General features: G+C 73.2%; 19 protein-coding genes. 13 read left to right on the forward strand and 6 right to left on the reverse strand.

Going from position 1 to position 19,078, the window contains the following annotated elements:
• The coding region (locus E1166_RS20765; RefSeq protein WP_132341174.1) for a DUF308 domain-containing protein at positions 1-628 on the reverse strand (628 nt) is incomplete at its 3' end.
• Between the two features lie 198 nt (positions 629-826).
• On the opposite strand from E1166_RS20765, the gene E1166_RS20770 reads away from it, so the two are divergent.
• Entirely contained in the window at positions 827-1,528 is a 702-nt protein-coding gene (locus tag E1166_RS20770; protein ID WP_132341176.1) for a lysophospholipid acyltransferase family protein, read from the forward strand.
• Between the two features lie 94 nt (positions 1,529-1,622).
• Here the strand turns inward: E1166_RS20770 and E1166_RS20775 are convergent, their stop codons facing one another.
• On the reverse strand, positions 1,623-5,402 hold the full coding sequence (locus E1166_RS20775; protein ID WP_243710459.1) for an adenylate/guanylate cyclase domain-containing protein: 3,780 nt from the start codon (positions 5,400-5,402) through the stop codon (positions 1,623-1,625).
• A 174-nt stretch (positions 5,403-5,576) separates the two neighbouring features.
• On the opposite strand from E1166_RS20775, the gene E1166_RS20780 reads away from it, so the two are divergent.
• Positions 5,577-5,786, forward strand: coding sequence for a hypothetical protein (locus E1166_RS20780; protein ID WP_132341178.1), 210 nt, complete (start codon positions 5,577-5,579; stop codon positions 5,784-5,786).
• A gap of 61 nt (positions 5,787-5,847) precedes the next feature.
• On the opposite strand, the gene E1166_RS20785 is transcribed toward E1166_RS20780, so the two are convergent.
• A complete protein-coding gene (locus E1166_RS20785; RefSeq protein ID WP_132269092.1) occupies positions 5,848-6,540 on the reverse strand; it encodes a Crp/Fnr family transcriptional regulator in 693 nt (230 codons plus the stop codon).
• A 280-nt stretch (positions 6,541-6,820) separates the two neighbouring features.
• Here E1166_RS20785 and E1166_RS20790 point away from each other — a divergent pair, with 280 nt between their 5' ends.
• The 7 genes from E1166_RS20790 (at position 6,821) to E1166_RS20820 (ending at position 11,573) form a co-directional block, all read left to right on the forward strand.
• Positions 6,821-7,330, forward strand: a complete 510-nt coding sequence (locus E1166_RS20790) for a polyadenylate-specific 3'-exoribonuclease AS (protein WP_132341202.1) — start codon at positions 6,821-6,823, stop codon at positions 7,328-7,330.
• A gap of 53 nt (positions 7,331-7,383) precedes the next feature.
• Positions 7,384-7,887 carry a pyridoxamine 5'-phosphate oxidase family protein gene (locus tag E1166_RS20795; protein ID WP_132341180.1) on the forward strand — a complete coding sequence of 168 codons (504 nt, stop codon included), beginning with the start codon at positions 7,384-7,386 and terminating at the stop codon, positions 7,885-7,887.
• Between the two features lie 168 nt (positions 7,888-8,055).
• The gene (locus E1166_RS20800) at positions 8,056-9,084 is read left to right on the forward strand and encodes a 6-phosphofructokinase (protein WP_132341204.1); all 1,029 of its coding nucleotides are present in this window, start codon (positions 8,056-8,058) and stop codon (positions 9,082-9,084) included.
• 74 nt (positions 9,085-9,158) lie between these two features.
• Positions 9,159-9,977, forward strand: coding sequence for a pyrroline-5-carboxylate reductase (gene proC, locus E1166_RS20805; protein WP_132269085.1), 819 nt, complete (start codon positions 9,159-9,161; stop codon positions 9,975-9,977).
• Between the two features lie 173 nt (positions 9,978-10,150).
• A complete protein-coding gene (locus tag E1166_RS20810) occupies positions 10,151-10,501 on the forward strand; it encodes a DUF2203 domain-containing protein (protein WP_132341182.1) in 351 nt (116 codons plus the stop codon).
• A gap of 32 nt (positions 10,502-10,533) precedes the next feature.
• Positions 10,534-11,016 (forward strand): GNAT family N-acetyltransferase, encoded by a 483-nt coding sequence (locus tag E1166_RS20815; protein ID WP_132341184.1) that lies wholly within the window; start codon positions 10,534-10,536, stop codon positions 11,014-11,016.
• Between the two features lie 8 nt (positions 11,017-11,024).
• The gene (locus E1166_RS20820; RefSeq protein ID WP_132341186.1) at positions 11,025-11,573 is read left to right on the forward strand and encodes a GNAT family protein; all 549 of its coding nucleotides are present in this window, start codon (positions 11,025-11,027) and stop codon (positions 11,571-11,573) included.
• Between the two features lie 38 nt (positions 11,574-11,611).
• On the opposite strand, the gene E1166_RS20825 is transcribed toward E1166_RS20820, so the two are convergent.
• Positions 11,612-12,100 (reverse strand): glutathione peroxidase, encoded by a 489-nt coding sequence (locus E1166_RS20825; RefSeq protein ID WP_132341188.1) that lies wholly within the window; start codon positions 12,098-12,100, stop codon positions 11,612-11,614.
• A 161-nt stretch (positions 12,101-12,261) separates the two neighbouring features.
• On the opposite strand from E1166_RS20825, the gene E1166_RS20830 reads away from it, so the two are divergent.
• The 3 genes from E1166_RS20830 to E1166_RS20840 all read left to right on the forward strand — a co-directional run bounded on the left by E1166_RS20830 (position 12,262) and on the right by E1166_RS20840 (position 15,291).
• Positions 12,262-12,735 (forward strand): hypothetical protein, encoded by a 474-nt coding sequence (locus E1166_RS20830; RefSeq protein ID WP_132341190.1) that lies wholly within the window; start codon positions 12,262-12,264, stop codon positions 12,733-12,735.
• Positions 12,736-12,804: 69 nt separating this feature from the next.
• A complete protein-coding gene (locus tag E1166_RS20835; RefSeq protein ID WP_132341192.1) occupies positions 12,805-14,211 on the forward strand; it encodes a 3-deoxy-7-phosphoheptulonate synthase class II in 1,407 nt (468 codons plus the stop codon).
• 51 nt (positions 14,212-14,262) lie between these two features.
• Positions 14,263-15,291 carry a GntG family PLP-dependent aldolase gene (locus E1166_RS20840; protein WP_132341194.1) on the forward strand — a complete coding sequence of 343 codons (1,029 nt, stop codon included), beginning with the start codon at positions 14,263-14,265 and terminating at the stop codon, positions 15,289-15,291.
• 56 nt (positions 15,292-15,347) lie between these two features.
• Here E1166_RS20840 and E1166_RS20845 read toward each other — a convergent pair whose 3' ends face one another.
• Both E1166_RS20845 and pknB read right to left on the reverse strand, forming a co-directional pair.
• On the reverse strand, positions 15,348-16,214 hold the full coding sequence (locus tag E1166_RS20845) for a deoxyribonuclease IV (RefSeq protein ID WP_243710460.1): 867 nt from the start codon (positions 16,212-16,214) through the stop codon (positions 15,348-15,350).
• On the reverse strand, positions 16,211-18,187 hold the full coding sequence (gene pknB, locus E1166_RS20850; RefSeq protein ID WP_132341198.1) for a Stk1 family PASTA domain-containing Ser/Thr kinase: 1,977 nt from the start codon (positions 18,185-18,187) through the stop codon (positions 16,211-16,213). Before pknB ends, E1166_RS20845 begins: the two co-directional genes overlap by 4 nt.
• 424 nt (positions 18,188-18,611) lie before the next feature.
• Between pknB and E1166_RS20860 the strand changes: the two genes are divergently transcribed.
• Entirely contained in the window at positions 18,612-18,959 is a 348-nt protein-coding gene (locus E1166_RS20860) for an Rv2175c family DNA-binding protein (RefSeq protein ID WP_132341206.1), read from the forward strand.
• Positions 18,960-19,078: the final 119 nt, after the last annotated feature.

Below are 19,078 nucleotides of genomic sequence, written 5' to 3' on the forward strand. Positions count from 1 at the left end.
GGGGCGGTGGGGGCGGGGTGTAGCCCTCGTCCGGGTCGTCGGGCAGGTCCGCGCCGAAGGTGTCCAGCCCGTCCAGCAGCGAGGGCTCCTCGGGCCGGCCCCGGCCCACCGAGATTCCGGAGATGTCCGCCGCGTATGGCAGCCGTCGTACGTCCGTGGCGGTCGGGCCGGTGGTCTCCTCGGACCGGAGAGGACCGGCGGTCGACGCGCCACCGGCCCGATCCGCGGGCTCGTCGTCGATGTCCTCGACGTCCGGCCAGGGGTGGCTGCCGGCGGCGGGCGTGGTGTGGAACGAGGCGACGATCCGGTCCCACTCGGCGTCGACGTCCGGCTCGACGCGCGGCGGCTCCGGGGTCGTCTCGTCGCTGAGTTGGGTGAGGTAGTCGCGGGCGGTGGTCAGGTGCGAGCGGTCGACGTAGAGCCGGTCGACCGGGCGGGCCGGAACCGTGGTGGTACGGGTGACCGGGTTCAGGTCGGCGGAGGGCTGCAGGTAGGCGGCGATGCCCCCGGCGGCGAGGACGTCAAGCAGGTGCTCACCGACCCGGGGATCGACGTCGCCCGCGACGGCGTACTCGTTCGCGTCGAGCCCGTTGTCCCGCCGTCCCCGGCGGGCACCACCCGCTGACACCGGACATCCTCCTCGGCGGTCGTGTCGGCGCCCCGTACGCCGTGCCTTGAATCGTGACACGTCGGGGGTGGGTTCCGGGAGTGCGTTGTGGCGCGCCGCTCCCGGTTCGTAGGCTCAGGGCCGACGAACCCATCGCCGACGGCCCGGCCGGCCGCCGGCTCCGACGTCGTCGGCCCGCTCACCGCCGGAAGGACACCCTTGCTGTACTGGCTGATGAAGTACGTCGTCCTCGGCCCACTGCTCAGGCTGATCTTCCGCCCGCAGGTCGAGGGGCTGCACCACCTGCCCGCCACCGGTCCGGTGATCCTGGCCAGCAACCACCTCTCCTTCTCGGACTCGATCTTCACTCCGCTGGTCGTCCCGCGAAAAGTCACATTCATCGCCAAAGCGGAGTACTTCACCGGTAAGGGGATCAAGGGTTGGCTGACGAAGGCGTTCTTCGCCGGCACCGGCTGCATCCCCGTCGACCGCAGCGGCGGCCAGGCCGCCCAGGCGGCGCTGGACACCCAGCTCGCGGTGCTGCGTGCCGGTGGGGTCGCCGGCATCTACCCGGAGGGGACCCGCTCCCCGGACGGCCGCCTCTTCCGCGGCAAGACCGGAGTCGCCCGGCTGGCCCTGGTCAGCGGCGCCCCGGTGGTACCGATGGCGATGCTCAACTCCGACGAGATCCAACCCACCGGCCAGATCGTGCCCAACCTGGGCCGGGTCCGCATCCGGTTCGGTGCGCCACTGGACTTCTCCCGGTACGCCGGGATGGCCGGCGACCGGTTCGTCGAGCGTGCCGTCACCGACGAGATTATGTATGAGCTGATGGAGCTCTCCGGCCGCGAGTACGTCGACATGTACGCCGCCAAGCTGAAGAACCAGCCACCAGCCGACCGCGCACCGGTCGCCGCCTGACAACCCCCCACCCGCCACTTCCTCCGGGCCGTCACGATCGAGCCCGGTGTGCGGCGCGTCGTGGTGACCGTCCGCCGCTCGCGGGCGGGCAGGCTCAGGAGGCCAGAGCGGGGCCGACCTCGGGAATCCGGCATCCGGCCAGGTCGAGCAGGCCGGGCGCCTCGTTGCGCAGCGCGAACGCGTGAACCTCGGCCAGCGGCGCCTGGGCCGCCGGGTCCTGGGCCCGGGTCAGCTCGGCTGCCGCCAGCGCCAGGGCCAGGATCCGGTCGGTGACGTCCGGGATCCGTCCGTAGATCTCCGCCCCGGCGAGGTGCAGCTGGCCGGCACGCCGGTGGTCGCCGTCGGCCGCCGCGAGGGCGCCGGTCACCGTGTGGTGCGCCGCCTGCGACCAGGGCGTACGGTGTCCGGGCCGGTCCAGCATCGTGCGTACCCGCAGCGCGGCGTTTCGCCCGGCGAGCGTGGCCGCGTACGCCGCCGCCGCGATCCACTCGCCGCTGGCCAGCGCCGGAACCGCCGTCCACGCGTCGGCCAGCTCGTCCACCAGCGCCGTGGCCTCGTCGAGCCGACCCTGCAGGGCGCGGCAGAGCGCCGCCATTGCGAGCATCGTCCAGTACGGGCGGCGGAAGCCGCCGCACCGCGCCGTCTCCAACGCCGCCGCCAGGTCGTCATGGGGCCGGTCCTGCCGGCCCACCGGCGGAAGCTCCCCGCCCGCGCGCCGCTCCCGCGCGGCCCCGTTCAGGCCCGGTTCCCGCACGGCCCCGCTCGCGCCCGGTTCCCGCAGTGCGCCGCTCAGGTCGAGCTCACGCACGGTTCCGCTGGCACCGGGATCGCGCAGAACCTCGCTCAGGCCGGGCTCGTCCGCGAAGGGCTCGCGCACGGTCCCGGTCGGGGCGGGTGCGGAGGCGGTCCCGCTCGGGGCGGGTGCCGGCGGAACCGGCTGGCCGCGCAGCACCAGCAGACAGGAGCGCAGGCCCCGCACCTGCATGTCCCAGCCGCCGGTCGGCGTGTCGACGAAGGCGTCCGCGGCGGCCAGCAGGCGGGAGAAGTCCCCGTCGAAGTACGCCCGCATCGCCTCGCCCGAGTAGCTGGTGGCCAGGGTCTGCCCGCTGCCCCTGGCCGCCGGCGCGCTCGACAGCAGCGCGTCGGAACGCAGCCAGTCGCCCTCCTCCCGCAGCGCGTACGCCAGGTTCTGCACCGCCCGGGGCAGGGCGAGCAGCTGCTGGGTGCGGCTGATCTCGACCAGCGCGTGCAGCTCGTCCAGACCGGCCCGGTCGCCGGCCTGGTAACGGGCCGTTGCCGCGGTGATCCGCGCGTTGGTGCGGATCTCCGCCAGCCCCAGCCGCTCACCGATCGCGGCGGCCGTCTCGGCGGCGGCGACCGCCGCGTCCCGTTCGTAGTTGAGCATGTGCAGCCGTCCCAGCTCGGCGTGCGCGTCGGCCTTCTGCGTGCTGTCCGGCAGCGGGGCGAACAGGGTGACCGCCCTATCCAGGCAGGCCACCGCGGCGCTGCGGTCGGCGCGTAGCCAGGCCGCCTGACCGAGCAGGGTCCACGCCCGTGCGGCGCACGCCTCGTCGCCGTGGGCGAGCAGCCGATCGGCCAGCGCCTGCAACTGCTCCGGGCCGCCCCCGGACAGGAAGGCGTTGCCGTCCCGGTAGAAGGAGATCTCGGTGCTCAGCAGCTCCAGCCGCAGCCGGTCGACCGGGTCGCCGTCGTCGGCCAGGCCCAGGGCGCGGGCCACATGGCCGGCCGCCGCCGCCAACCCGTGCAGGGCGTACGCGCGGCGAGCCGCCCGGTGCAGGGCGGCGCGCGCCGGGCCGGCGTACCGCCGGATGGGTGTGCCCAGCGTCCGGGCGATCTCGTGCGCCGCCCAGCGGTGGTGCGCCAGCACCTCCGCCAGGTCGGTGTCGCGGCTGTTCGAGAGCGCGTCGATCCAGTCCGCCGTGCGTTCGTGCCGGGCCACCCGTTCGGTGCGGGGCAGTCGCTGGTAGCAGACGTCGCGGACCAGCACGTGCCGGAACCGGAACTCGGGCTGGCCGGCCATGCTGGACGTCGCCTGTTCGTGCACGAAGTCCCGCTGCTCCAACCGGCGCAGCGCGCGTTCCACCGTCTCGACCGGCTGGCCCAGGGCGGCGGCGACCGCGCCGGGCCAGAACTGCACGCCCACCACCGAGGCGGCCAGCAGCACGGCGCGGTCCTTGCCGTCGAGCAGGTCCACCCGGTTGGCGATGACCGCGTGCACGCTCTCCGGCATCGGCAGGTCCGGGCATTCCTTCAGCGACCAACCGCGCCCGCCGCGGCGCAGCGCACCCTGCTCGATCAGCATCCGCACGTACTCGTGCGCGTAGAGCGGGTTGCCGCCAGCCACCTCGACCAGCGGGGTGAGCAGCTCGGCGGGAAACGCCGCCTGGCCGAACATGTGCTGGTAGAGCGAGGCGATGCCGGCGTCGCGCAGCGGAGGCAGGGTGACCGTCACCGAGCCGGTGATGGTGCCCGCCCAACCCGGGTGGCGGTCCACCAGCTCGGGGCGGGCCGTGCAGAGCAGCAGCAGCGGCACGTCACGGGCGGCGGCACCGAGCAACTCGACGAAGCGCAGCATGGCGGTGTCGGCCCAGTGCAGGTCCTCGAAGACCAGCACGGTGGGGCGGCGGGCGGCCAGCGCCAGCAGGAAACGGCGCCACGCCGACTCGGCCTCCTCGAAAGGCAGCCCGGTGCCGGCCAGCCCGACGAGCGGGTGCAGCGCGTCGGTGACGCGGTCCCGTTCGCCCGGGCCCACCAGCTCGGCCACCGCCGCGGCCAGCCGCCGCTGGGCGGTGAGGGCCGGATCGGTGTCCAGGATGCCGGCCTCGGCCTTGACGATGTCGGCCAGCGCCGCGAAGGTGACGTTCTCCCCGAACGGGGGGCAGCGCCCGGTCCGCCACGTCAGTGGCTGGTCGACCAGCCGCCCGACGTGTCGGTGCAACTCCCGCACCAGCCGGCTCTTGCCGATGCCGGCCCGCCCGAACAGCGTCACCACCTGCGGCATCCGGTCCCGCACCGACCGGTGCAGCGCGTTGACCAGCAGACCCAACTCGTGTTCGCGGTCGATCAGCGGCGTGGTGTCCGGCTCCTGGTCGGTGGGCTGCCGGCGTACCGGGGACAGGGCCAACCAGACCTCGGTGGGCGACGACCGCCCGCGCAGGGTGACCGGCGACTGTGCGGCGTAGCGGATCGCCTCCCTGGTCAGCGCGTGGGTGACCCGGCAGACCAGCACCCCGCCCGGCGGTGCCACCGACTGCATCCGGGACGCGGTGTTGACCACGTCGCCGGCCACGATCGCCTGCCCGCCGTCGCGGGCGGCGGCCACGTCGACCAGCGCCTCACCGGTCGCCACGCCCACCCGGAAGCGCAGTTCGTCGGCACCGGTGGGGGCGAACCGGGTCAGCACCCGCTGCAACTCCAGGCCGGCCCGGACGCAGCGCAACGCATCGGTCTCGGTGGCCACCGGCGCGCCGAACAACGCCATCACGGCGTCTCCGATGTACTTCTCCACCACCCCGCCGTACTGGCCGACCACCCGCCGCGCCGCGGCGAAGAAGCCGGTCTGCATGCCGCGGACCTGCTCCGGGTCGGTCCGCTCGACGTACGGGGTGAAGTCGATCAGGTCGACGAAGAGCACGCTGACCCGCCGCCGGTCCTCCTGCGGTGAGACGGCCGGTCGGTCCGACCGGGGCCGGGGCGTTCCGCACGAGGTGCAGAACGCGACGTCGACGGCGAGCGGATGCCGGCAGCGCGGGCAGGTGTCAGCCAGCTCCGCCCCGCACCCGCCGCAGAAGCGGTCGCGCTCGGCGGCCGGGCGTCCACATCGGTCACACTGCGCGGAGATGACACCCTCCACTGGGTCTGCCGGGCCGCCCGGCGGGCGGGCGCCGTCCTGCGTCCACCGCGAGTATCACCGCCACCGAGCACTGTCAGGAACCGGGCTGTTGGTTTGTGGACACTCCTCCGCCCGGCCAGCGGCGCTACAGTCAGGCGGCCACGGCATTTGATGATCGACAAAGGGGGACAGGTCATGGTGTACGTCAAGCTCGAGAGCGACTGGACCGACGGCGACGGTGTGACGCACCCGGCCGGGGACTCGGTGGACGTGGACGCCGCCACGCTGGCCATGCTCCAGGCCCAGGGGGTCGTCAGCGAGGGCTCCGGTGGGGGTAAGGACGGCACCGACTGGGCGGGGCCGACCGGAACCGACTGGGCGGGCCCGACCGGCACCAACCCGTGACGCCTGAGGGGTGAGCCCGACGACGCGGCCGGCGCGCCCCGCGCCCGGCCGCGTCGCGCTGTCAGCGTTCGTTCATCCCCGCCCGGCGGCGCAGCGCCGCGACGTCGGTGACCACGATCCGCCGGCCCTCGGTACGCAGCCAGCCCCGGCTGGCGAACGAGCCGATCGCCTGGTTGACGCTCTGCCGGGAACCGCCGGCCATCTCGGCCAGCTGGCTCTGGTTGAGCTCGATCGTGATCATCGGCGCCTGGCTCTCGCCGGCGAGCCGCACCAGGGTCTTGGCGACCCGGCCCGGCAGGTCCAGGAAGACGTGGTCGGCGTTCTGCTCGGTCAGCCGGCGGATCAGCCCGCCCAGCGAGCGCATCACCGCGTCCAGGATCCGCGGGTTTGAGTGCACCAGCTCCATGAAGGCGGGCCGGGACAGGGCCAGGGCGGCGCAGTCCTCGATCGCCTCGGCCGACGCCGAGCGGGTGGAGGCATCCAGCAGCGACACCTCGCCGAGCACGTCCGGTGGTCGGATCACCGACAGCACGGCCCGCTCGCCGGTCGGCGCGGTGCGGAACACCGCCACCGCCCCCCGACGGAGCACGATCAGCGACTCGCCGGGATCGTTCTCGACGAAGAGCAACTGGCCCTTGCGGTATGTGCGGGGCACCGCAGCGGCGATGACCCGCTGGCGTGCCTCCGGCTCCAGGCCGGCGAACATCTCCACGCCCGTGAGGGCGTCACCCGGCTCCGGCAGGCGCATCTCCACGGCCGAACCCCTCCCCCGGTCACGGACCTACGACTCGCTCACCGGGTGACCCTGACGGCCCTTGCCGGGGTGGCTGACCCCGGTCGGCGTCCGGTAGCGGTACACATCAGATCATGACGGCCCAGTTGCGTGCTGTACACCCCTCAAACCGTCTCCGTTACCGGCCCGAGCTGCGCCGGACCGGCCGCGCGCTCACGGTGATCCGGTCGAGCCGTCCGCGCCGGCCGGTCCACCTGCCCCCAGCGGCGACGCCGCCGGCGGATGGGCGAGGATGGGGACGATGGTCTACCGCTACTTCTACGACTGCGAGTTCATCGAGGACGGCCGGATCGTCGACCTCGTCTCGATCGGCGTCGTCGACGAGTACGGCCGTGAGTTCTACGCGGTCTCCACCGAGTTCGACGACTCCCGGGCGGTGCCCTGGGTGCGTCGCAACGTGCTCGACAAGCTCCCCTCGCCGGCCGACCGGGCCTGGCGCTCCCGCCAGCGGATCCGCGACGAGCTGTACGACTTCCTGATGGCGCCGGTCCGCGACCGGCCGGGCGAGCAGCTGGAGCTGTGGGCCTGGTACGCCGCGTACGACCACGTGGTGCTGGCCCAGCTCTGGGGTGCCATGCCGGCGCTGCCCCGGGAGATCCCCCGGTTCACCAAGGAGTTGCGTCAGCTCTGGGACGACCGGGGTCGGCCGCGGCTGCCCGAGGCCGATGCCGACCGGCACGACGCGCTGGTCGACGCCCGGCACAACCTGGCCCGGTGGCGGACCATGACGGGCGCGACGGGGCAGGTTTGACCCCCTCCGTCCCGGGCACGGTTCGGCCCGAGGGACGGTGAAGGGGGTACGTGATGAGCAGGCAGCCGACCGACCATGCGGACGCCCGCCGCCGGGTGACCGAGCTGGTCCGGCACGCCCGGGTCGGCATGCTGACCACGACCGGGGTGGATGGCCGACTGGTCAGCCGTCCGATGACCCTGCCCGAGGTCGAGTTCGACGGCGAGCTGTGGTTCTTCACCTCCGCCCGGTCGGCCAAGGTGCGCCAGATCCGGGTGAATCCCGAGGTCAACATCTCCTTTCCGGACCAGCGGCGGCACGGCTGGGTCTCGGTGTCGGGCAGCGCGCGGGAGGGCTACGACCGGGCCCGGGCCGAGCGGTTGTGGCAACCGGGCCTCACCTCCTGGTTTCCGGACGGCCTGGACACTCCTGGCCTGACCCTGATCAAGGTGCACGCCGGGGCGGTCCGGTACTGGGAGCCGGCGGGCGGCACGGTGCTCGACCTGCTCGATGCCGCGCGGGCGGCGGTGACCGGTCGACAACCGTGTGCGGAGCAGGACCGCGAGGCCGGCTACTGATTGGTAATTACAAACGGACCCGGGCCGTTGTGTCGCCGTACACCGGCGCCTACTACAGTCGGCACTGACGGCCCGCCCCGGGCCGGCAACGGCGCCGATGGTCTGAGCTGACACATATCCTGGGGCTTAACCGGGCTTCACCTGATGCTCCAGGAGGATGTGCAGATCATGCGTATCGGCGTGCTCACCGGCGGCGGCGACTGCCCAGGTCTCAACGCGGTCATTCGGGCGGTGGTCCGCAAGGGCGTCGCCAGCTACGGTCACGAGTTCGTGGGCTTCCAGGACGGCTGGAAGGGCCCGCTGGAGGGGCTGTCCAAGCCGCTGGGCATCGCGGAGGTCCGCGGCATCCTGCCGCGCGGCGGCACCATCCTCGGTTCGTCCCGGACCAACCCGTTCAAGATCGAGAACGGGGTGGAGCGGATCAAGGAGAACCTCGCCGCGCAGGGCGTGGACGCGCTCATCGCGATCGGCGGCGAGGACACCCTCGGTGTCGCCACCAAGCTGCACGAGCTCGGCGTCAACGTCATCGGCGTGCCGAAGACCATCGACAACGACCTCGGCGCCACCGACTACACCTTCGGCTTCGACACCGCCGTCAACATCGCCATGGAGGCGATCGACCGGCTGCACACCACCGCCGAGAGCCACCACCGCACCCTGGTGGTCGAGGTGATGGGCCGGCACGCCGGCTGGATCGCCCTGCACGCCGGCCTCGCCGGCGGCGCCAACGTGATCCTGCTGCCCGAGCGGCAGTTCGACGTCGACCAGGTCGCCGGGTACGTCGAGAAGCGCTTCCAGCACCAGTACGCCCCGATCGTCGTGGTCGCCGAGGGCGCCCAGCCGCTGGACGGCCAGATGGTGCTGCACAACCAGGAGCTGGACGCGTTCGGTCACGTCCGCCTCGGCGGCATCGGCCAGTGGCTCGCCGAGCAGCTGGAGGCCAAGACCGGCAAGGAGGCCCGCACCGTCGTGCTCGGCCACATCCAGCGCGGCGGCACCCCGACCGCCTTCGACCGGGTCCTCGCCACCCGCCTCGGCCTGCAGGCCATCGACGCGGCGCACGAGGGCGACTGGGGCAAGATGGTCGCGATGCAGAGCACGGACATCGTCCGGGTTCCGCTGGCCGACGCCACCCGCGAGCTGAAGACCGTGCCGCTGGAGCGGTACGTCGAGGCCGAGGTCTTCTTCGGCAGCTGATCGCCCGTGGGCCGGCGGCGCGGGGGGTGTCACCCGCCGCGCCGCCGGCTCCCGCGACGGAAGGGGTACGACCGATGGCACCCGCCCGGCACACGGTCGCGGTGATCGGCGCCGGCAAGATCGGCGAACTGATGCTCTCCGGTCTGCTGCGCTCCGGCTGGCCCGTCGACCGACTGCTGGCCACCGCCCGGCGGCCGGCCCGCGCCGAGGAGCTGACCGCCCGGTACGGCGTCCGGGTGGTGGACAACCTCACCGCGGTCGAGGAGGCGGCGGTGCTGGCGATCTCGGTGAAGCCCCAGGACGCCGGCGTGCTGCTCGACGAGATCGGTCCCAAGGTGCCGGCCGACAAGCTGGTGATCTCGCTCTGCGCCGGTCTGCCCACCACCTTCTTCGCCCGGCGGCTGCCCGAGGGCACCCCGGTCGTGCGGGTGATGACCAACACCCCGGCCCTGGTCGACCAGGCGATGAGCGCCATCTCCGCCGGAGCGCACGCCACCGGCGAGCACCTCGCCCTGGCCGAGGAGATGTTCAGCCCGCTCGGTGTCACGATCCGGGTGCCCGAGTCCCAGCAGGACGCGGTGACCGCGCTCTCCGGTTCCGGCCCGGCGTACTTCTACCTGCTGGTCGAGGCCATGATCGACGCGGGGATCCTGCTCGGCCTGCCCCGGCAGGTCGCGCACGAGCTGATCGTGCAGACCGCGATCGGCTCGGCGGTGATGCTCCGGGACTCCGGCGAGCACCCGGTCAAGCTCCGCGAGGCGGTCACCTCACCGGCCGGCACCACCATCTCGGCCGTACGCGAGCTGGAGAAGCACGGCGTACGGGCGGCTCTGTTGGCGGCGCTGGAGGCAGCCCGCGACCGGGCCCGGGAACTGGCCGCCCACGCGGACTGACCCTCGGGGGAGCGGTCCCGCCGGCCGCCCCGCGCCTCTCCGTTTGCGGCAAGTGGCGGTTTCCCGGCGCTCGGACACCGCGATTCGCGCCAAACGGAGTTGATCAAGCGCGCGCTGGCCCGCCGGCCGGGCGAGGGCGACACCGACCATCGGCGGTGGCTCATACTGACCGCGTGTTCACTCTCGCCCAGGCACGGCATCTGGTGGCCACCCTGCGTCCGCGCGTCGACGAGCTGATCCGGATCCGCGCCGACCTGGCCGAACTCCGCGCCGACCTGGCCGCACACGGCGTCTCGGTGCTCGGCGGGGTGGCCGAGGTGAAGGCGTTGGAGGCCCGGCTGCACGCCGTGCTGGAGGAGTTGAACTCCCACGACATCCAGGTCAAGGGCATCGCCCCGGTGCTGCTGGACTTCCCCGGCGAGCGGGCGGGCCGTCCGGTGCTGTGGTGCTGGCTGGAGGGGGATCCCGACGTGCGCTGGTACCACCGCGTCGAGTGCGGCTTCGCCGGCCGTCGCCCGGTCTGACCACACGCCTGCCCATCGGGTACGGTCCGCTCATGATCACGGCACGGCGGGCCGATTCCCGGGACGCGGCGGAGATCGTCCGGCTGCGCGGGGTGATGCTGGCGTCGATGGACGGCGGGCAGCCGCCGCCCGGGCCGTGGCAGGAGTCGGCCCGCCAGGTGCTACGGGACCGGCTCGACGGGCCGGGGGCGACGATGGCGGTCTTCGTGGTGGACGCGCCGGACCGGCCGGACAACCTGGCGGCGTGCGCGAGCGGCACGATCGACCTGCGGCTCGGTAGCCCCGGCCATCCCACCGGCCAGACCGGGTACGTCTTCAACGTGGTCACCGAGCCCGGCTACCGGCGGCGCGGCTACTCGCGGGCCTGCCTGACAGCGCTGCTCGACTGGTACCGGGAGCACGGCGTGGGCCGGGTCGACCTGCGGGCGTCGGCGGAGGGCGAGCCGCTCTACCGCTCGCTCGGCTTCGCCGACGTGTCCGGCCCGACCCTACGACTGCGCCTGCCGGCGCCCTGAGGAGTATCGTGTTCGCCCTGCCGCTGACCGACACCGCCGAGCTGCGTCCACTGTCGCCGTGGCATGCGCAGGAGTTCCTGGCCAACCTGGACCGGTGCCGGGACCACATCTCCCCCTGGGTGGGCGCGTCCTTCGTGGCCACCGACCTCGACTCCGCCCGGCACGTGCTGCAGCGGTACGCGGACCGGTGGGCACGCGACGACGGCGGCATCTGGGGGATCTGGGACGCCGGCCTGCTGGTCGGCGGCGTGATGTTCGTGTCGTTGAGCGTGGCCGAGGGTGTCTGCGAGGCCGGCTGCTGGCTGGAGCCGGCCGCCGAGGGCCGAGGGCTGGTGACCCGGGCGGCTGGCCGGATCATCGACTGGGCGATCCGGGAGCGGGGCATCCACCGGGTGGAGTGGCACACCAACCCCCGCAACGTCCGCAGCATCGCGGTGGCCCGGCGGCTCGGCATGAGCCTCGACGGCACCCTGCGGCAGCGCTACCCGGGCCCGTCCGGTCGGGTTGACGTGGAGATCTGGTCGGTGCTCGCCCCGGAGTGGCACGCCCCGGCGTGACCACCACGTGGTGCTCACGGCCGAGGTGGGTGCCGGCATCAGGCCGGCAGCGTCTTCTCGATCGCCTCGCGCAGCTGCGGGGAGTCCGGGGTGACCGTCGGGGCGAACCGGGCGGCGACCGTGCCGTCCGGGGCCACCAAAAACTTCTCGAAGTTCCACCGCACGTCGCCGGTGTGGCCGTCGGCGTCCGGGGTCTCGACCAGTTCGGCGTAGAGCGGGTGCCGGTGCGGGCCGTTGACGTCCACCTTCTCGGTGAGCGGGAAGGTCACGCCGTAGTTCACCTGGCAGAAGTCGCTGATCTCCTCGGCGGTGCCGGGCTCCTGGCCGGCGAACTGGTTGCACGGCACGCCGAGCACCACCAGCCCCCGGTCGGCGTACTCGCGGTAAAGCCGTTGCAGGCCGGCGTACTGCGGGGTCAGGCCGCAGCGGGAGGCCACGTTCACGACCAGCAGCGCCCGGCCCCGGTACGCGTCCAATCGGGCGGAACCACCGGCCAGGGCGTCGATCTCGATGTCGAAGACGGTCATGCCGCGAGGGTACGCGTGCGTGGCGCCGCTCACCGCCGCCGTGGCGTTCCACCCGTCGGGCGGGTTCCTCAAGGGGCGGGCATGATGGCGGTCACATTGAGGTCGGCGGATGTGACAGACTCGCCGCTCGGTATCTCGACGTTCTCAGCGAGGGAGGGCCCATGGGTCCGAGGCACCGGGCGACCGCCGTCGCCGCGCTCGTGCTCCTGCCGCTGTCCCTGTTCGGCTGCGGGGCCGGCGCCGACAAGGAGGACGCCCCCCTCGGACGCGCTCCCGCCGAGGAGGCCGCCACGAAGTCCCGCGAGCGGGTGCAGGCCTACCTCGACGCGATGTCCGCCAAGGACGTCGACGCCGGTCGCAGCCAGCTCTGCGCCCCGATGCACGCCGCCTTCGACGCGGCGGCGACCGGCCCCAACGGCGACTTCGCCGACCACTTCGAGGTGCCGAAGGCCGCCATCACCGACATTCGCACCGGCCCCGCCGGGCAGGAGGTCAGCGCGGTGGTGACCGTGGCGGTCGGCGCGAAGGAGGCGGACCGGCGGCTGCTGTTCACCGTCACCCGCAGCGGCGCCGACTGGTGCATCTCCGGGGAGACGGCCGGCGGGGCCGCCACTGAGACACCGGTCACACCCTGACCCTCCCACCTGCCGGAACCGTCCCCCTCGACGGTCGGCCGGGGGTACCGTCGCCGTACGCTTTCTGTCATGCGCCATGAGTGGCACCAGCTGAGCTACCCTGCCGTGAGCAGCCCCGCGCTGCAGACCAGCCGCCCCACGGTCGACTCCGCCGAGGATGCCGCCCTCGGCCTGGACCGCTGGCGGGAACTGCCCCGTGCGCAGACCCCGCCGTGGTCGAACCCGGCGGAGGTCGCCGAGGTCTGCAAGGTGCTCGACACCGTCCCGTCGGTCGTCGCGCCGTACGAGGTCGACCAGCTCCGCCAGCGCCTCGCGCTGGTCTGCGAGGGCAAGGCGTTCCTGCTCCAGGGCGGCGACTGCGCGGAGACCTTCGCCGACAACACCGAGAGCCATCTGCTGGCCAACGCCCGCACCCTGCTCCAGATGGCGATCGTGCTCACCTACGGCGCCTCGTTGCCGGTGGTCAAGGTCGCCCGCGTCGCCGGGCAGTACACCAAGCCGCGATCGCTGCCGACCGACGCCCGGGGGTTGCCGGCGTACCGCGGTGACATGATCAACGGCCTGGAGGCCACGCCGGAGGCGCGGGTCGCCGACCCGCAGCGCATGATCCGGGCGTACGCGAACTCCGCCGCCGCGATGAACATGCTCCGCGCGTACCTCGGCGGTGGCCTGGCCGACCTGCACGCCGTTCACGACTGGAACAAGGGCTTCGTGCGCAGCTCCCCGGCCGGCGAGCGCTACGAGGCCATCGCCCGGGAGATCGACCGGGCGCTGGCCTTCATCCGGGCCTGCGGGATGACCGACGAGGAGGCGCTGCGGACGGTCACCCTCTACTGCTCCCACGAGGCGCTCGCCCTGGAGTACGACCGCGCGCTCACCCGGGTCTCCGACCGCCGGGCCTACGGCCTGTCCGGGCACTTTCTGTGGATCGGGGAGCGCACCCGGCAGATCGACGGCGCGCACATCGACTTCATCTCCCGCATCGCCAACCCGATCGGGGTCAAGCTCGGGCCCACCACCAGCCCGGACGAGGCGATCGAGCTGTGCGAGAAGCTCAACCCCGACAACATCCCCGGCCGGCTCACCCTGATCAGCCGGATGGGCAACCACAAGGTCCGCGACGCCCTGCCGCCGATCGTGTCCAAGGTGACGGCGGCCGGCGCCAAGGTGGTCTGGCAGTGCGACCCGATGCACGGCAACACCCACGAGTCCTCCAACGGCTACAAGACCCGGCACTTCGACCGAATCGTCGACGAGGTGCTCGGCTACTTCGAGGTGCACCGGAGCCTGGAGACCCACCCCGGCGGGCTGCACGTCGAGCTGACCGGCGAGGATGTCACCGAGTGCCTCGGCGGCGCGCAGAACATCGCCGACCTCGACCTGCCCGACCGGTACGAGACCGCCTGCGACCCCCGACTGAACACCCAGCAGTCGCTGGAGCTGGCGTTCCTGGTGGCGGAGATGCTCCGTGGCTGACGCCGAAGGCACGATTGTGGCTGACACCAGTCGGCGGCCGAAGGCATGACCGTGGCTGACGTCCTCGTCGACCTGCGGTCGGACACCGTGACCCGACCCGGCGCCGGGATGCGTGCGGCGATGGCCGCCGCCGAGGTCGGCGACGATGTCTACGGCGAGGATCCGACGGTCGCCGCGCTGGAGGCCGAGGTCGCCGCGATCTTCGGGCACGAGGCGGCGCTGTTCGCCCCGACCGGCTCGATGGCCAACCAGATCGCCCTCCAGCTCGTGGTCCCCCGCGGCGACGAACTGCTCTGCGACGCCGACGCGCACGTCGTCACGTACGAGATCGGCGCGGCGGCGGCGTACGGGGGGATCTCCTCGCGGACCTGGTCGCCGGCCGGCGCGGAGCTGGACCCCGGCGTGGTCGCCGCCATGGTCCGGCCGGACGGCTACTTCGCCGTGCCGACCCGGGCGATCGCCGTCGAGCAGACGTACAGCCGGGGCGGCGGGGTGATCCCGCTGGACACGCTGCGGGCGTTGCGCGCAATCGCCGACGAGCACGGGCTGGCCCTGCACTGCGACGGAGCCCGGATCTGGCACGCGCACGTCGCCGACCGGGTGCCACTGGCCGAGTACGGCGTGCTGTTCGACACCCTGTCGGTCTGTCTCTCCAAGGGGCTCGGTGCTCCGGTGGGCTCGTTGGTGGTGGGCAGCGCGGAGAAGATCGCCCGAGCCCGGTTCCTGCGCAAGCGGCTGGGGGGTGGGATGCGCCAGGTCGGTGTCCTCGCCGCCGCCGGCCGGTACGCCCTGGCGCACCACGTGCAGCTGCTCGCCGCCGACCACGCCAAGGCGGCCCGGCTGGCCGAGGCGGTCGCCCCGTTCGGGGTGCTCGCCGGCCCGGTACGGACCAATATCGTCCTACTCGACCTCGGCAAACACCCGTTGGACGCGGCGGGGCTCGCCGTCGCCGCCCGGGCCGAGGGCGTGCTGATCTCGGTACTCGGTCCGCGTACCGCCCGACTGGTCACCCACCTGGACGTCGACGACGCCGCCGTCGACCGCGCCGCGGCGGTGCTCACCCGCGTCCTGCGTTGCTGATCGGGCCTGCCGCCTCCCGGGGCACGGGCGACCGGTCCGGCGTCTGCGGCTCTGTCTCAGGGGTGCAGGCGCTTGAGGGTGGCGATGTCCGCGGCGTGCCCCTCGTGCTTCTCCGTCGGGGTCTCCACCACCACCGGTACGCCGGCGGTGGCCGGGTGGGCCATCAGCTCGGCGAACGCCGGTTCGCCGATGCTGCCCTTGCCGATGTTCTCGTGCCGGTCCCGGGTGGAGCCGCACAGGTCCTTGGAGTCGTTGGCGTGGATCAGCCGTAGCCGGCCCGCCCCGACCGTGGCCACCAGCGCGTCCAACGTCGCGGTCATGCCGCCCTCGGCCGCCAGGTCGTGCCCGGCCGCCCAGGCGTGGCAGGTGTCGAAGCAGACGCCCAGCCCCGGGTGGCGGTCCACCGCGTCCAGGTACGGGCCGAGCTGCTCCACCCGGGAGGCGAGCGAGCGCCCGCCGCCCGCGCTCGGCTCGACCAGCAGCATCGGCCCGCCGGCCGTCGCGGTCTCGTCCAGCAGCGGCAGCAGGGCCTCGCGTACCTGCCGCAGGGCGGTCTCGGCGTACCCGGCGTCGACCGCGCTGCCGGCGTGGAACACCACGCCGGCAGCGCCGATGGCCCGGCCCCGGCGCAGCGCGTGCGCCAGGGTCTGCGCCGAGCGCTGCACCGTCGCCGGGGTGGGCGAGCCCAGGTTCACCAGGAGGGACGCGTGGATGAAGACCGGCACGCCCCGCTCGCCGCAGCCGTCCCGGAACAGGCTGTCCTGGGCCGGGTCGCCGGCGGGCAGCGCCCAGCCCCGGGAGTTGGAGACGTAGACCTGCACCACCTCGGAGCCGCAGGCGTCGACGTACGGCAGGGCCGCCTTCGCCAGCCCACCTGAGGTCGGGGTGTGCGAGCCGACCGGGCGGCGGGTCGCGGCCGTCACAGGCATCCGATCGTGACCGGGGTGTTCGGCGGCAGCGGGGAGTTCTCGCCCGGGTTCTGGAAGCGGACGATCCCGTTCGGGTTGAACTGCACGTTCACCGGGAAGCCCAGGGCCTCCAGCTGCTGCTTGGCCTGCTGGCAGGGCAGGTCGACCACTCTCGGCAGGTTGATCTGCGGCGGGCCCTTGCTCAGCTCGAGGCGGACCTTGGTGTTCCGCTCGACGCCGACCCCGCCGGTCGGGCTCTGCCCGAGGACCTCGTCCTTCGGCTTGTCCGAGTCCTTGTACACCTCGACGAGCGTCAGCCCGAGCCGGTCCAGTGTCGCGCGCGCCTCGTTGAGGTTCTTGCCCACCAGGTTGGGTACAGTGATCGGCGCCCGGCCCTTGCTCAGCACCAGGGTCACCTTGGTGCCGGGCTTCACCTCGGCGCCGACCTTCGGGTTGCTGTCCACCACGACCCCGGCGGGCAGGTTGTCGTCGTAGCGGGCGGAGCCCTTGACCGCCACCAGGTTCGCGCCGTTCAGCTCCGCCTCGGCCAGCTCGAACTCCTTGCCGACGACGTCCGGCACGGGGAAGCGTTCCGGCCCCAGCGACAGGGTGAGGGTGATCGTGCCGCCCTTGAGGATCTTGGCGGCCGAGGTCGGGTCCTGCGCGACGACGCTGTCCCGGGGAACCGTGTCGTCGTACCTGGGTGGGGCGTAGACGATGGTGAAGCCGGCCCGGTTGGCCTGGGCCTGCGCCTCGGCCTTGGTCATGCTCACCAGTTGCGGGGCGACCGTGTACCGGCCCACGCCGATCCACCAGCCGCCGACGGCGGCGAGCAGCCCGAGGGCCACCACCGCGGCGGCCACCGAGAGCCGCCCTCGGGGGGTGCCGGTCAGCCGCGCCCACCACGCCGCCGGCCCACCGGGTGCCGGCTGGGCCCGACGCCGCGACGGTCGGCGCGGGCCGTCGTCATCCGGCAGCCGGGCCCAGGCCGGTCGTTCGGCCGGCCGGACCGCCGCGACCACCATGGTCGGCTGGGCCACCGCCGGGGCGTCGTCGGCGAACCGGTGCAACACCGCGGTACGGGTGTTCGGGTTGCCCAGGTCCTCCCGGGCCACCTGCACCTCGGCCAGCAGGGCGCCCGCGTCGGTCGGTCGGGCTCCCGCATCGCGTCGGGTGGCCCGGGCGACCAGGTCGTCGAGCACCCGGGGCAGTGCGGGCACCAGGGTCGACGGGGCCGGCACGTCCCGGTCGACGTGCTGCCAGGCCACCTCCACCGGGCGGTCACCGTCGTACGGCACCCGCCCGGTGAGCATCTCGAACAGCACGATGCCGGCCGAGTAGACGTCGGTGCGGGCGTCGGCGTACCCGTCGGTGACCAGCTCCGGCGCCACGTAGGCCACCGTGGCCATCAGCTGGTTGCCGTCGGCGTCGTCGGCGCTGGCCTCGACCGCCCGGGCCAGCCCGAAGTCGGCGACCTTCACCACGCTGTCCACCAGGTTCGCCACGCCGCCCGTGGGCGCCTCGGCGACCAGCACGTTCTCGGGCTTGACGTCCCGGTGGACCAGCCCGGCCCGATGCGCGGCGGCGATCGCGGCGAGCATCTGTTCCATGATCGCCAGAGCCTCGTCGGGGTGCAGCCGGCGCCGTTCGGCCAGCACCTCGCGCAGGGTGCGGCCCCGGACGTACTCCATCACCAGGTAGGGAAGCCCGCGGTAGGTGCCCTGGTCGTAGACCGCCACCACGTTCGGGTGGGTCAGTCGGGCGATCGTCTTCGCCTCGTCGGTGAACCGGGCCATGAACCCGGCCGCGCGGGCGCGCGTCTCCGGGGCCTGGGACGGATGAATGATCTTGACCGCCACGGTGCGCTCCAGGCGCTCGTCGGTGGCGGTGTACACGGTCGCCATGCCGCCGCGCGCGACGCGCCCGCGGATGCGGTAGCGCCCGTCGAGCAGCGAGCCCAGCAACGTGTCGGCGACCTGTGTGTCCATCGGCAGGCAGTCTATGCGTCCGGAGGCCGGAGGTTGAACAGGATGCGACAGCCGGACCGCTGAGCGCCCTCCGACCCGCGCCCCGCGGGGCGCTGCCGCCCGCCGTCGCCGGCCCTCTCGCCCGGACTGCCCGGCGGGGTTTGACCACGGAATGCGGCATCCCGGGGCATCCGGAACGCCAGATACCGCAACATGGCGCAGGCCGAGAGTCGCCGTGCTCGGCGTGAACGCCCGGAGACGCTCGGAGGTGTCCCTGCCCCGGGAGTTGCCGCGCGTCGCGGCGTCGTCCGGGGCTGCCGCGCGCCGCCTGATCGGGCGGGCCCGGGGGTGCCGGTACGTCTCGACGGTGGCGACGTGGCAGGGTGGGCGGGTGACCGATTCCGTACCCGCCGACCGGGCCGGGGCCGACCCGGCCGGCGCCGCCCTGCCGGGCCCGGCCGACCCGGCTGCCTGGTTGACCCTGCCCGATGTGGCCGAGCGGCTGGACCTGCCGATCAGCAAGGTCCATCAGATGATCCGCGACCGGGAGCTGATTTCCGTCCGCCGCGACGGTGTCCGCCGGGTCCCGGCCGACCTGATCGCGAACCAGACCGTGCTCAAGCACCTGCCGGGCGTGCTGAACCTGCTGGTTGACGCCGGCTACGACGATGAGGAGGCGATTGGCTGGCTCTACGCCCCGGATCCGACCCTGCCCGGTGGCAATGCCGCCGCAGCCCTCGCCGGCGACCAGGCCCGCGAGATCAAACGCCGCGCCCAGGCTCTCGGCTTCTGACCCACCGCCCGCCGCGCCCCGCCCTCCGCCTTGCGATGATCATGAAGTTGGCGACGACGCTGATCTTCATGCCGGCCGCCAACTTCATGATCAACTCGGGCGGGGGTGGGGTGGTTAGT

Origin of the sequence: Micromonospora sp. KC213 (assembly GCF_004348325.1) — a bacterium.
In the GTDB taxonomy this organism is placed as follows: domain Bacteria; phylum Actinomycetota; class Actinomycetes; order Mycobacteriales; family Micromonosporaceae; genus Micromonospora.